Source organism: Acidobacteriota bacterium, assembly GCA_028875575.1.
Classification (GTDB): Bacteria; Acidobacteriota; Terriglobia; order Versatilivoradales; family Versatilivoraceae; genus Versatilivorator.
Window position 1 is genome coordinate 19,501 of sequence record JAPPDF010000099.1, and the last position, 13,371, is coordinate 32,871.

General features: G+C 61.7%; 9 protein-coding genes. 7 read left to right on the plus strand and 2 right to left on the minus strand.

Features of this window, described 5'->3' with window-relative positions; translation table 11 throughout:
• Positions 1 to 83 precede the first annotated feature (83 nt).
• From OXI69_16810 to OXI69_16840, 7 genes are all read left to right on the plus strand, one after another.
• Positions 84 to 704 (plus strand): transposase, encoded by a 621-nt coding sequence (locus OXI69_16810; GenBank protein ID MDE2667806.1) that lies wholly within the window; start codon positions 84 to 86, stop codon positions 702 to 704.
• Between the two features lie 651 nt (positions 705 to 1,355).
• Positions 1,356 to 2,516: a glycosyltransferase family 2 protein gene (locus tag OXI69_16815; protein MDE2667807.1), complete on the plus strand. Its 1,161-nt coding sequence runs from the start codon at positions 1,356 to 1,358 to the stop codon at positions 2,514 to 2,516.
• Complete coding sequence (locus tag OXI69_16820) at positions 2,513 to 4,180, plus strand: hypothetical protein (GenBank protein MDE2667808.1); 1,668 nt, start codon at positions 2,513 to 2,515, stop codon at positions 4,178 to 4,180. Before OXI69_16815 ends, OXI69_16820 begins: the two co-directional genes overlap by 4 nt.
• 51 nt (positions 4,181 to 4,231) lie before the next feature.
• Complete coding sequence (locus tag OXI69_16825) at positions 4,232 to 6,124, plus strand: tetratricopeptide repeat protein (protein MDE2667809.1); 1,893 nt, start codon at positions 4,232 to 4,234, stop codon at positions 6,122 to 6,124.
• A 12-nt stretch (positions 6,125 to 6,136) separates the two neighbouring features.
• Positions 6,137 to 8,173, plus strand: coding sequence for a tetratricopeptide repeat protein (locus OXI69_16830; GenBank protein MDE2667810.1), 2,037 nt, complete (start codon positions 6,137 to 6,139; stop codon positions 8,171 to 8,173).
• Positions 8,174 to 8,185: 12 nt separating this feature from the next.
• Complete coding sequence (locus OXI69_16835) at positions 8,186 to 10,018, plus strand: tetratricopeptide repeat protein (protein ID MDE2667811.1); 1,833 nt, start codon at positions 8,186 to 8,188, stop codon at positions 10,016 to 10,018.
• A 95-nt stretch (positions 10,019 to 10,113) separates the two neighbouring features.
• Complete coding sequence (locus OXI69_16840; protein MDE2667812.1) at positions 10,114 to 10,389, plus strand: hypothetical protein; 276 nt, start codon at positions 10,114 to 10,116, stop codon at positions 10,387 to 10,389.
• Between the two features lie 176 nt (positions 10,390 to 10,565).
• Here OXI69_16840 and OXI69_16845 read toward each other — a convergent pair whose 3' ends face one another.
• Complete coding sequence (locus OXI69_16845; protein MDE2667813.1) at positions 10,566 to 12,200, minus strand: hypothetical protein; 1,635 nt, start codon at positions 12,198 to 12,200, stop codon at positions 10,566 to 10,568.
• A gap of 381 nt (positions 12,201 to 12,581) precedes the next feature.
• Positions 12,582 to 12,896 (minus strand): hypothetical protein, encoded by a 315-nt coding sequence (locus tag OXI69_16850; GenBank protein MDE2667814.1) that lies wholly within the window; start codon positions 12,894 to 12,896, stop codon positions 12,582 to 12,584.
• Positions 12,897 to 13,371 lie beyond the last annotated feature (475 nt).

Genomic DNA, 13,371 nt, shown 5'->3' on the forward strand with positions numbered 1-13,371 from the left:
CGGGTGGCGTCCATACTTCATTGGTAACCATATGCACTGCACCGCCTTCTTGAAACGTTCTCCCTGTGGAGGCAATACGACTCATGAAGAAAGACCCTCCTGGAGCGAGAACGTCCCGCCCGCACAAGGCCTGGCACGATCGTGGCTACCTCCCGCACTTCGATGAAGCGGGAACGGTGCAATTTCTCACTTTCCGACTTGTCGACGCGGTTCCCTCCGCAATCGTCGCCGACTGGAAGACCGACCTGAAGCTCAGTGGTGGCGAAAAGGCCAACGATCCCCGCTGTGCACGCCTTCGCGGCCAAATCGAGCGTTTCGCCGATCAGGGACACGGCGCCTGCTGGCTGAAAGACGCCCGCGTCGCAGCAGTGGTCCGGGATGCACTGCTGCATTTCGACGGTGAGCGCTACCGTCTTCTGGCGTGGGTCATCATGCCCAATCACGTGCATGCGGTAATCGAGACACTGCCCGGCTTTCCCTTGGACGCGGTCATCCACTCCTGGAAATCGTTCACCGCCAAGCGGGCGAATCGACTGTTGGGCCGGACTGGCGCTTTCTGGATGGGAGACTATTTCGACCGCTATGTTCGCGATGAGGCACATCTCTGGGACGTCATGCGTTACATGGAAGAGAACCCCGTAAAGGCCGGTTTGGTGCGCCTCGCAAAGGAGCGGCCATGGATGGATGGCTGTTTGCAAGAATAAGGTTGCGAGCGGGACCCACCCGGGAGCGCGGGCGTCTCGCCCGCATAGGACCTGGCACAGCCTCGGCCATCTCCTCCACCCGGGTCGACTGGCAACGACGCCAGCACTCCGATTCAGCCGTGCCCATGCTGTTGCCGCTAGCCGGGTGGCCGGGTGCCACATCGCAGGGAAACTGAGCGGCACGCAACGGTATGGCTTGCGGGCGGGACGCCCGCGCTCCCGGGTGGGCATCCTCCCTTCCCTCTTGCTCCTCAACGGGAAGCGCGCCGGCTTGCCGGGCCGCAGCCCGTGTCGATGCGACCGAGGCGTCATGCTTGGTGGTCCTTTGTGTCACTTCGTGGATCTCTCTATTTTCTGTTGTTGCAAATAAGGTTGCGGGTGAGCCCCCCCGGGAGCGCGGGCGTCTCGCCCGCATAGGACCTGGCACAGCCTTGGCCATCTCCTCCACCCGGGTCGACTGGCAACGGCGCCAGCACTCCGATTCAGCCGTGCCCATGCTGTTGCCGCTAGCCGGGTGGCCGGGTGCCACATCGCAGGGAAACTGAGCGGCACGCAACGGTATGGCTTGCGGGCGGGACGCCCGCGTTCCCGGGTGGTAGAATGTGATTAACTCTCTGGATGAGAGTATCTTGCCAGCCTCCGAGAACCGGGATGAACGACACGCCGAAGGAACCGAACGACCTCGAGAGTCCCGGCCCCCGCCAGGCAGTTTCCATCATCGTGCCGACGTTTCGCGAGGCGGCCAACATTCCGCGCCTGGTTGAGCGCATTCATGCCGCGCTCTCCGATAGCGGAATCTCCTGGGAGCTGCTGCTGGTCGACGACGACTCGGAAGACGGCAGCGAGGCGGTGGTCGCGGAACTGGCGGATCGCCTGCCGGTGCGCATGGTGACACGCCGCCAACTGCCCCGGGACCTGTCACTCTCCGTTATCGAGGGAATCCGGCTCTGCCGGTTCGACCGGATGGTGGTGATGGATGCCGATCTGTCCCATCCTCCCGAGCGCATCCCCGACTTGCTCACTGCCCTCGACGCCGATTGCGACATGGTCGTCGGCAGCCGCTACGCGCCGGGAGGTGTCATCGATCGGACCTGGAGCCGGTGGCGCGTTTTGAATTCCCGCGTGGCAACTGCATTGACGCTTCCGCTCGTCAGTTGCTCCGATCCGATGGCCGGGTTTTTCGCAACCGACCGCCGTGCGCTCCCGGACCTGCGGACGCTGCAACCCATCGGCTACAAGATCGCCCTGGAGCTCATGGTGCGCGGACAATTGCGGGTCAAGGAACTGCCCATCGACTTCCGCGACCGCAGTCTGGGCTCCAGCAAGATGAACTGGAGACAGCAGCTCAACTTCCTGCGTCACCTCTGCCGCCTGTACCGGTTCAAGTTCGGCGGGATAGTTCGGGTGCTCTGCTTCGGGCTGGTGGGCGCCAGCGGCTTCCTGATCGATGTTGCCGGTTACTTCTGCCTGCAGTGGATCGGCCTCGATCACCGCCTGGCGCGTTTCCTGTCCTTCTGGCCGGCGGTCACCTGGAACTGGCGGCTCAACCGCAGCCTGACCTTCGGCGAGCGTCCGCCCCAGCCCCGGGTGCGCCAATGGGGCAAGTTCGTGGCCAGCAGTCTGGTCGGTCTCACCGTGAACGTCGGCAGCTACACCCTCCTGACCAGCTATGTCGACGTCTTCGCCCATCATCGATTGCCGGCGCTCCTGTTGGGTGTCGCTCTCGGCACCCTCTTCAACTTTCTGCTTGCGAACCTTTATGTCTATCGCCTGCATGCGGGAACGCATAAACTCAAGGCTTCACGGAAATGACCAGGCGAAAGAGGCCACTGATAAGCCGGCGCCGAGCGAAGCGGTCCACCTGGCAGCCTGTCCTGCCGCGGATTCAGGCGGCGCTCGAGGTGCTGCTTCACCCGAGGGTCACCGGCCGAACCTGGAAATATCTGCCGCTGGTACTGGCGCTGGCATTTGCGGCGCGCGCCGCGGTGGCTTTGTCGGGCGACTTCGTGCTACACCCCGACGAGATCATGCAGTACCTGGAGCCGGCGCACCGGCTGGTCTTCGGCAGCGGCATCACCTACTGGGAGTACTTCTACGGTGCACGCTCCTGGCTGGTACCCGGAACGGTGGCCGGCCTCCTCATGCTGTTCGACGCCGTCGGCCTCGGTCAGCCCTTCTGGTACGTCGGCGGCGTCAAGCTGCTGTTCTGCGCAATCTCGCTGGCGATTCCGGCAGGCATGTACGTCTTTGCCCGACGCCACTTCGGGGAAACCGCCGGGAGGGCGGCCTTGCTGGCGGGAGCCTTCTGGTACGAGTTGGTCGGCTTCGCCCACAAGCCCATGACCGAGTTCGTAGCCGCCGCTCCGCTGATGGCGCTGCTGGCGCTCTGTGTGCGGCCCTCCGTGGAGGATGCCCGGACGGTCTGGACTGCAGCCTTTCTCGCTTGCATCACCGCAGCCATTCGGTTGCAGTACGCACCGATTGCCCTCCTGTTATTGGGGATCGTGTTTCTGCGAACCGGGAAGAGGATGCAGCTCATACTGGCTGGGGCCGGATTCACCGCCGCCTTCGGCCTGTTGGACGCTGTCACGTGGGATGGCGGTCTCTTCCACTCCTACGTCACCAACATCCGCTACAACCTTATCCTGGGTTCAATGCGTACCGGTGAGAGTCCGGCCTACCAGTACCTCATCTGGCTCACTCTCTCGGGCCTGGGGTTGAGCGTGCTTTGCGTTGCGGCGGCATTTCGCCACCTGCGGCGCTACGGCTTTCTGCTGGGGCTGATCGCCCTGGTCCTGCTGGTCCATTCCCTGCAAGCCCACAAGGAGTACCGCTTCATCTTTGCCGTCATTCCGCTCTGGCTCCTGACCGGTGCCGACCTGACGGCGGGCCTGGCAGTCGACGGAAACAAACTACGTCGTCTTGCCGGACTTGCAGCCGCCGGGTTCGCCGCCCTTTCGCTGGCGGGAATCCTGAACGCGCTGCCCTACCAGGGCCGAGTGTACAAAGCCTGGTCGCGGGAGACCGGAGTGGTGGGCTTCGTCCGAAACCGCGACCCAATCTTTCCCGCCTATCGCTTCCTTGCCCGAGCACCCGGCGTCAGCGGGGTGTGGCAGGTCGACCGCCCCTATATCAACCTTCCGGGATACTACTACCTGCACCACAAGATCCCCTTCTACGACCTGGACACCGGAAGGGGTCTCGAAGGGAACGTGCAGGTGGTTTCTTCCCTGGTCAGTCACATCGTATCCGCGGACTCCAGGTTTTCCGTACCCGGATATTCCCTGGAGCGAGAATTCGGCGAAGTCCGCATCTTGCGCCGCGACCAGAACGAGCCTCCCGTCCGACCCTGGATCGACCATGCTCCCGTCCTGCTAACCAAACGCTCTCTACGGATCATGAGGCAAATGGACCCGGACGGCCCCTCTCAGCCAGCCAATTTCGGGATCCGCTTCGCAGACCCGGAGAGGCCGTAGCCGATGGCGCAGCGAAAGAAAACGAGGCCGAATCGGCGCAAGCGACTAGCCTTGAGGCTGGATTCTTCACCTCAAGTTAGTGCCTCCGCCGTAGCCGAACCCGAAAAGACACCGGCATCCTCGGGTCCCGGCGAGGCCACCCGGTCTTTGGACCTGTTCTCGCGTCGGGACGCCCTGGGCGCTCTGGCCCTCGCCCTGCTGGCGGCGGTCTGCTACCTGCCGGCGATGCTTTGGGGCGGCTTTGTTTGGGATGACTACATCTGGTACCAATCCCAGGCAGTCCTGGAGTGGTCCGGTCTCGGCAACATCTGGTCCTGGCCCTCGATCATTGAGAAGGAGCGACACTACTGGCCGCTGACCTATACCACCTTCTGGCTGGAACACAAGATCTGGGGACTGGAGCCGGCCGGCTATCACGTCGTCAACGTGCTGCTGCACCTGCTCAACTCCCTGTTGCTGTGGCGATTGCTGCTCCGCTTGGCCGTGCCCGGGGCCTGGATCGTGGCTGCCGTGTTCGCCGCTCATCCGCTGCACGTGGAATCGGTGGCCTGGATCATCGAGCGCAAGGACGTGCTTTCCGGCCTTTTCTACCTCACCGCCGTGCTGGTCTGGCTGCGCTTCCTGGAACAACCCCGACCCTGGCGCTATGGCCTCGCACTCTTGCTGTTTGTAGCAGGCCTGTTGAGCAAATCGGTGGTAGTGACACTGCCGGTGGCGTTGCTGATCGTCCAGTGGTGGAAGACTGGCCGCATCACGGGGAAGGATCTGCTGCGCCTGGCGCCGTTCTTCCTGGTGGCGCTGCTCATTACCCTGGCCGATCTCTACTCTTACGACCTGGGGAGGCACAACCTGGACTACTCATGGCCCGAGCGGGTGCTCATCGCGTCCCGGGCCCTGTGGTTCTATGCAGGGAAACTGGCCTGGCCAACCGATCTCTCAGTCATCTACCCACTCTGGAACATCAGCCTGAGCGACCCTTGGGCCTGGCTGTACCTGGCCGCCGCCACGGTGCTGGCGGCGGTGCTGTGGCTCACGCGCCATCGGATTGGGCGTGGGCCGCTGGCCGGGGCGCTATTCTTTGTGGTGACGCTGTCGCCGGCTCTGGGCTTCGTGAATTACGGCTACATGGTCTACTCTATGGTAGCCGACCGCTTTCAATACCTGGCAGGCATTGGGGTGATGGCAGTCATCATCGGCGTCGCCGTGCATGCCGCCAGCCGGTTGCCGCGCGGACTGAAGATGGGGGCAGCAGGTCTCCTGATCGTGTTGTTGGCGCTACTTGGAACGACGACCTGGCGCCAGGCAGGAATCTACCGGGACGATCTCACATTCTTCAGTCACATTGTGTCGCTCAACCCCATGGCGCGGAACGCTCACCGCAATCTCAGCAGGGAGTTGAGCAAGGCAGGCCATATGGAGGAAGCTCTGGCCGCTGCCAAGGTCGCCTCGGAACAGCTCCCGGATGAAGCCCGCTCATATACCTTGGTTGGCGAGATACTTGCCAATCTCAAGCGGATGGACGAGGCCGAGGACAACTTTCGCCGCGCGCTGGAGCTCGGACTGAGCAGGGCCAGAGAGATTCGGTTTCTTGCCTTTCTGGGACGGATGTCGTGGCAGTGGGGTCGGATTGAATCAGCGGAGGACTTCTCGCGGCGAGCGTTGGAACTCGACCCGCGCAACAAGGAAGCACTCGAGTATCTAGCCGCGTCCTATTTGAGCCGGAAGCGTTACCAAGAGGCACTCAATCAGTACCGGAAACTGTCGGAAGTCGATCCCGACAATGCAACGACGCACAACAACATTGCCGGGCTCCTGCACCACTTGGGCCGGTCGGAAGCAGCGGTCCGGAGCTTCAAACGCGCGCTCTCTCTGGACCCCACCCACGAAGAAGCCCGCATCGGCCTCGAAGAGGCGCGCAAGACCCTGCAGCAAGCGGTGGAATAGCGCCTTCACACCATGGTTGACACAAGGAAGAAAACGAGACCGAATCCGCGCAAGCGATCAGCCCTGAGGTTAGCTTCATCACCTCAAGCCAGTGCCTCCGGCGTAGCCGAACCCGGAAAGTCACCCGCATCCCGGGTTCCTGGCAAGGCCAACCGGTTCTTCGGCCGATTCTCGCGCCGGGGCGCGCTGGTCGTCCTGGCGCTCGCCCTGCTGGCAGGGGTTTGCTACCTGCCGGCGATGCTCTGGGGCGGCCTGATTTGGGATGACTTCATCTGGTTTCAGTCCCCGGCTGTCCTGGAATGGTCCGGCCTCGGCGCCATCTGGTCCTGGCCGTCGAGTATTGAGCAGGAAAAACACTACTGGCCGCTGACCTATACCACCTTCTGGCTGGAACACAAGATCTGGGGACTGGAGCCGACAGGCTATCACGTCGTAAACGTGCTGCTGCACCTGCTCAACTCCCTGCTGCTGTGGCGACTGTTGTTGCGCCTGGTCGTGCCCGGGGCCTGGGTCGTGGCTGCCGTGTTCGTCGCACATCCGCTGAACGTGGAGTCGGTGGCCTGGATCATCGAGCGCAAGGACGTGCTTTCCGGCCTTTTCTACCTACTTGCCGTGATCGTTTGGCTGCGCTTCCTGGAACAACCGCGACCCTGGCGCTATGGCCTGGCGCTGCTGCTGTTCGTAGCAGGCCTGTTGAGCAAATCGGTGGTGGTGACGCTGCCGGTGGCCTTGCTGGTCGTACAGTGGTGGAAGACGGACCGCATCACGACGAAAGATCTGCAGCGCGTGGCGCCATTCTTCCTGGTGGCGCTGCTCATTACCCTGGCCGATCTCTACTCCTACGACCCGGGGAGGCACGACCTGGACTACTCCTGGCCCGAGCGGGTGCTCATCGCGTCCCGGGCCTTGTGGTTCTATGCCGGGAAACTGGTCTGGCCAACCGATCTCTCGGTCATCTACCCGCGCTGGAACATCAGTCTCGGGGACCCCTGGGCCTGGCTGTACCTGGCCGCCGCCCTGGTGCTGGCGGCGGTGCTGTGGCTCATGCGCCACCGGATTGGGCGTGGTCCGCTGGCCGGAACGTTGTTCTTCGTGGTGACGCTGTCACCGGTTCTGGGTTTCGTGAATCACGGCTACATGGAGTACTCTCTGGCAGCCGACCGCTTTCAATACCTGGCCGGCATCGGGGTGATGGCAGTCATCATCGGCGCCGCCGTGCACGGCGCCAGCCGGTTGTCGGGTAAATGGAAGATGGGAGCGACAGGGCTTCTGGTAGTGTTACTGGCGTTTCTCGGAACGAGGACCTGGCGCCAGGCGGGAATCTACCGAGACGATGTCACTTTCTTCAACCATGTTATTTCTCTCAATCCCAAGGCACTGAACGCTCATCGCAATCTCGGCCTCGGTTTGATCAGGGCGGGCCGCCTGGAGGAAGCTCTGGCCGCTGCCAGGATCGCCGTGGCACAGCGCCCCGATTTCACCGAACCCTATTTCCTGCTCGGCGAAATACTAGTGAGACTCGATCGGTTAGACGATGCCAAGGCGAACTTTCGGCGCGTCCTCGAGATCGATCCACGCCAAGTGAAGAAACTCAATGATTTCGCCGAGTTTTGTTTCGAGCAGAAGCGTTACCGTGAGGCGCTCGATCTCTTTCGGATGCTGCTGGAGGTCGATCCCGACAATGCAGCCACCCACTCCAACCTCGGGGCGATCCTGCACTCCCTGGGCCAACTCGATGAGGTCGAAAAACACTTCGTGCGAGCCCTGCAAATCGCCCCACGCCACAAGGAGGCACTCGGTAATCTCGCCTGGTTGCGCTTCGAGCAGAAGCGTTACCGTGAGGCGCTCGATCTGTTTCGCATGCTGTTGGAGGTCGATCCCGACAATGCGACTACCCACTCCGACATTGGCGTGACCCTTTACCACCTGGGTCAGGCAGAAGCAGCGCTCCGGAGCTTCAAACAGGCTCTCTCCGTGGACCCGACTCTGGAAACGGCCCGAACCAACCTCAAAGAGATACGCAAGACCCTGCAGCAAGAGGTGGAGTAGCCGCTTCACACCATGGTTGACACAAGGAAGAAAACGAGGCCGAATCGGCGCAAGCGATTGGCCTCGAGGCCGGCTTCCTCAGCTCGAGCCAATGCCTCCGCCGCAGCCAAACCCGGAAAGGCAGCGGCATCCTCGGTTCCTGGCGAGGCCACCCGATTCCTGGACCGGTTCTCGCGCCAGGACGCCCTGGCCGCCCTGGCTCTCTGCCTGCTGGCAGCGGTCTGCTACCTGCCGGCGATGCTCTGGGGCGGCTTTGTCTGGGATGACGACATCTGGTACGAGTCCCAGGCGGTCCTGGAGTGGTCCGGCCTCGGCGCCATCTGGTCCTGGCCGTCGGGCATGGAGAAGGAGAGACACTACTGGCCGCTGACCTATAGCACCTTCTGGCTGGAACACAAGATCTGGGGACTGGAGCCGGTCGGCTATCACGTCGTCAACGTGCTGCTTCACCTGCTCAACTCCCTGCTGCTGTGGCGACTGCTGCTGCGCCTGGCCGTGCCCGGGGCCTGGATTGTGGCTGCCGCCTTCGCCGCCCATCCGCTGCACGTGGAGTCGGTGGCCTGGATCATCGAGCGCAAGGACGTGCTTTCCGGCCTCTTCTACCTCACCGCCGTGCTGGTCTGGCTGCGCTTCCTGGAACAACCGCGTCCCTGGCGCTATGGCCTGGCGCTCCTGCTATTCGTAGCGGGCCTGTTGAGCAAATCGGTGGTGGTGACGCTTCCGGTGGCGCTGTTGATCGTCCAGTGGTGGAAAGCGGGCCGCATCACGGGGAAAGACGTGCAGCGCTTGGCGCCGTTCTTCCTGGTGGCGCTGCTCATTACCCTGGCCGATCTCTACTCCTACGACCTGGAGAGGTTCAAGCTGGACTACTCGTGGCCCGAGCGGGTGCTCATCGCGTCCCGGGCCCTTTGGTTCTACGCGGGGAAACTGGCCTGGCCAACCGACCTCTCGGTCATATACCCACTCTGGGACATCAGCCTCGGGGACCCCTGGGGCTGGCTGTACCCGGCCGCAGCCATGGTGCTGGCGGGGGTGCTGTGGTTGGCGCGCCATCCGATCGGGCGCGGGCCGCTGGCCGGGGCCTTGTTCTTTGCGGTGACGCTTTCGCCGGCTCTGGGCTTCGTGAATTACGGCTACATGGGGTACTCCCTGGTAGCCGACCGGTTCCAATACCTGGCCTGCATCGGGGTGATGGCGGTCATCATCGGGGCCGCCGTGCATGGCGCCAGCCGGTTGCCGGATCGATGGAAGATGGGGGCGACAGGTCTTGTGGTGGTGATGCTGGCCCTACTTGGAACAACGACCTGGCGCCAGGCGGGAATCTACCGAGACACAGTCACTCTCTTCAATCATGTTGTATCTCTCAATCCCAACGCAAGAAACGCTCACCGCAATCTCAGCATCGGTTTGATGAATGCAGGTCGCCTGGAGGAAGCACTGGCCGCTGCCACGATCGCCTCGGCACAGCGCCCGAATGAAGGCCGCTCCTATTCGTTGCTGGGCCGAATACTCGAGGATCTCCAAAGGATGGAGGAGGCAGAGGAGAACTATCGCCGTGTCCTGGAGCTCAACCCGCGCAACAGGGAGGCACTCAAGTATCTCGCCACGTCGTATTTCAACCGGAAGAGCTACGGGGAGGCGCTCGATCTGTATCGGAGACTGGCGGAGGTCGAGCCCGACAATGCCAAGACGCACAACAACATCGGCGCCACCCTGTACTACCTGGGCCGGCCGGAAGCGGCGGTCCGGAGCTTCAAACAGGCGCTCTCTCTGGACCCGACGCTGGAAGGCGCCCGTACCGGCCTGGAAGAGGCCCGCAGGACTTTGCGGCAATCGGGGGAATAGGGCGTTCGCGACAATGGCACGACTGTGCAAACCGAGCCGCCAGGCGAAGGCTGATGCGGCGGGGGAGCGAACGTCGAGCCGGGCCGGAAGCGACAATGCGGGCCCCGAGCGTGGAGGTTCACGTTTCTTCGGAAGGCACTCAAGTCAGCGGTGTCGTGCAGAAGAACTCGGCCGGGGAAGCGGTGGAAGGGACAACCGTGCTGGAATTGGCAAAAACAGGTGGGCTTGCGGCCGTGGCGGTGGTGACCGCGGTGTTGGCCTGGCACTTCCCGGGTCGACTCTACGGCCTGCAGGAAGTCCTGTTGGCCGCTGCTGCGGTAGGGATCGCGGTGGTGACGGGTCTTCCCGCAATCGCCGGCATCCGGCGATAATTCAAGGACCGACTCCGGGGGCTGCCCGCAAACGGCGATGCGGAACAGCCGTTGAAGGGTATTACTGCCCCCTTGCGTTGAAAAACGGTGCTGTTCATTCGAGAGAGTACGGACACAAAAAAAAGGCCGGCGCCCGGAGGCGCCGGCCAGGTGAAGGAAACGACAGGGCAGGCCGGTTACTCGATATCCTCCGTTCGCTCGGCCGGATCGGTGATGACCTCGGCCATGTAGCCGTGGGAAACGTCCACGGCGGCCCCGTCGGCGAAGTTACCCATGACAAAGGCCATGCCCCGGGCGTGCTGGAATCCTGCCCTGATGATGGCGTAGCCTTCCATTCCGGCCATGGCGGTATTGCCGCAATCGAAGGTGGTGGTCGATCCGGCCGCCATGTCGGGGCTGACGGTTACAACTACGGGCTCGACCGTATCATCGGCAGACAGCACCGGGTCACTCGGGAATCCGTACATGACGACGGAGCCGTTCTGGTCTTTGGCCTCGTCGAAGGCGCCGAAGATGTTGGCGTCGGCGGAGGTGTTGGACACCGAGATTCCCGTGGTCCAGCCGGGATTGGCCCCGCAGGTCACGAAGAGATAGAGCAGGTAGGTCACGCACTCGGAGACGACCAGCCAGCCCTCTCCCGTGTTATTACCGTCGTCGTCCATGGGATTCTGCAGCTCGGCCTCGAAGGACAACTCCGATTCCAGATCGAGCTTGACTCCCTCGGTAGACCGGTCGGCCGGCGGAAAGAGCATGGCGGCGATATCCACCGAAGCATCGCTTCCGAAATCGACCTCATCGGGCGTAATCTCGAAGCTGCGGGCAGCGTTGAGGGGGGTATCTCCTAGGGGCTCTCCATCGGTGTTGGTTGGGGTTCTGCTGTGACGTGTTTCCCGCGCGTAATTGTAAACGACCACCTCGCCGTTGCTGCTGGACTCGGGATCGTCCTTGGTCAAGGTTCCGTTAATCCTATTGACCTTCGTTTCGTCAGCTAGAGTAACCTCAACCAAGCTATCGACGGATGGAGGCCATTTGACGGAGGCGCCGTCGGGCAGATTGTGCAGGACAATCTTGATTGAGGCGGTCTCTGAACCGATACCGTCACCCCCTGACGGCCCCCAGGCCCCTATACGGCCGAGGGCATCGACACCAAAGCCTTCGGCAACCGTAATGGAAGGCTTCTCTGTGGTCGAACAGGCCAAACTGGAGGCTTGCTTGGCCGTCACTTTCAGACCGGCAGCCACCACGGCCACCGGGCCCGAAACGCCACCTGAAGCGTCGCCTCCGCCTAGAGGTTGTGTATTCGCATCGGTCGTCGATGTGACATTGACACTAATCTCATCGTCGACGGCCAAAGCGGAAGCATCCACTCTGACTCCAACTACCTTGAAATCCGCTGGTGTGTCAGCGTCTTCGATTGTGATTGTAATGACCCCCGTACCACCTTTGTTTGAGATGGAGGCTGCCGCGATGGTGTCGTCACAATCATCTGCATAGTTGGTTCCGCACTTGAGCACGAACCCGGCCGTGGTATCCCCCCTGGCGGAGTCGGCGTTGGTGATGAGCAGTCCGTAGCCGATCTTGATAATCAGATCATCGTTCTGAGCTCTATCGATAGAATGTTCGGTACGATCTGCATCTGCTGCCCAATCGAACTCCAAGTCGCTCACCAGCGCGTTGTTGGCGTATTGGGCCACCTTCGCAAGCGGCGCATCAGTCCGGACATTGAAACCTCCATTCACGTCTTGCCCGTAAACCACCTGCCCTGCGACCAATGTAAAGATCAGCAGAGCAAACAGGATTTTCAATCTCATTGGATTCTCCTCTTGGATTCTTGACTATTGTTGGTGATGCACACTAGAAGATGAACACCACAAACGAACTAGTATGCCGTTAAGAAATGAAATAACTTCAGCTATCGACATGGAAGTCGTCGCAATCACGCTATGGAACTTGCGGATATTCGGGAAAGCGTTGTCCTATCTTATCCGCTTCAATGGGTATGGATGGTAACAGTAGTGACATAATCATATGACCTATCATGATAGTTTCCGCCACTGACCGAGTATGCCGTTGAAGAGGGCGATTCTTGTCAGGTCCATCAACATTTTCGTGGACAGGGCAGGCAACCTCTTTCCAGCGGCGGCAGGAAGCGGAGTTACCCGCTGTCCCATCCCCAAGTCAACGGGGCCGGCTCAACTGCCATTCCTGGCATCGGGATCCCGCTTGTTCTGTCTCTGCGCGTAGTAGTAAGCGTCGTTGGCTCTTCGCTGCCGGGTCGCGCAATCGGGGCAACGGATGGACCGAGGTCCGGTCGGCGTGAATTCCTTCCCGCATTCGTGCCTCTTGTCGCCTTCCAGCCAACCGATGCAGATCAGCGATTTCCTGGACCTGCCGTTGCCTCGCCCGGGCGTCTCCTCCACCACGTCGCGAAGCACTTCTTCGAGCATGTCGGCCGCCTTGTGCAGGGCCGACGCCTGGCGTCTCAAGAGTTCAATGGTTTCCTGCATCCACCCATCACCTCGCGCAAGCAACCTCTGGCCGAGGCTTTTCCAACCTGTCAGTCCACTTCAGACATGATAGCCACCCGTATAAACAGATAGTAGTCAGGAAATAATCGATGGTTAAAACCTATCAGGTGCAAATATATACCATATCGGTCAACAGAAATTAAACATTAATTAACCTATCGGGATAGTTTCGATTCGAGATCGCTGGCGCAGCGGCGCTCCGCCGGGACCGCCCCTGGCTCGGATGGTGCAACGATGCGGTCACTGCCCGGCCATCGGCTGCGCACCAGCGGCCTGAACGCGGGGATGACCGCGGCGCAGGACTGCAGCGTCAGGTCGCCGGCGGCCGTCCGGCCCATTCGGTTGCACCCAACCCTGCCGGAGTGTTCGTTCCACTGACAGGTGACAGGTTGCCCATCGGGGACGGGTAGCAGGCTCCGGGAAACGCGTCTGCACCTCCGACAGCGGCCGCTGC

What these genes read in the sequence shown, in the direction of transcription:
- OXI69_16810 (MDE2667806.1), top strand. Translation starts at nt 84, where the DNA reads ATGAAGAAAGACCCTCCTGGAGCGAGAACGTCCCGCCCGCACAAGGCC.
- OXI69_16815 (MDE2667807.1), top strand. Translation starts at nt 1,356, where the DNA reads ATGAACGACACGCCGAAGGAACCGAACGACCTCGAGAGTCCCGGCCCC.
- OXI69_16820 (MDE2667808.1), top strand. Translation starts at nt 2,513, where the DNA reads ATGACCAGGCGAAAGAGGCCACTGATAAGCCGGCGCCGAGCGAAGCGG.
- OXI69_16830 (MDE2667810.1), top strand. Translation starts at nt 6,137, where the DNA reads ATGGTTGACACAAGGAAGAAAACGAGACCGAATCCGCGCAAGCGATCA.
- OXI69_16835 (MDE2667811.1), top strand. Translation starts at nt 8,186, where the DNA reads ATGGTTGACACAAGGAAGAAAACGAGGCCGAATCGGCGCAAGCGATTG.
- OXI69_16840 (MDE2667812.1), top strand. Translation starts at nt 10,114, where the DNA reads ATGCGGGCCCCGAGCGTGGAGGTTCACGTTTCTTCGGAAGGCACTCAA.
- OXI69_16845 (MDE2667813.1), bottom strand. Translation starts at nt 12,200, where the DNA reads ATGAGATTGAAAATCCTGTTTGCTCTGCTGATCTTTACATTGGTCGCA.
- OXI69_16850 (MDE2667814.1), bottom strand. Translation starts at nt 12,896, where the DNA reads ATGCAGGAAACCATTGAACTCTTGAGACGCCAGGCGTCGGCCCTGCAC.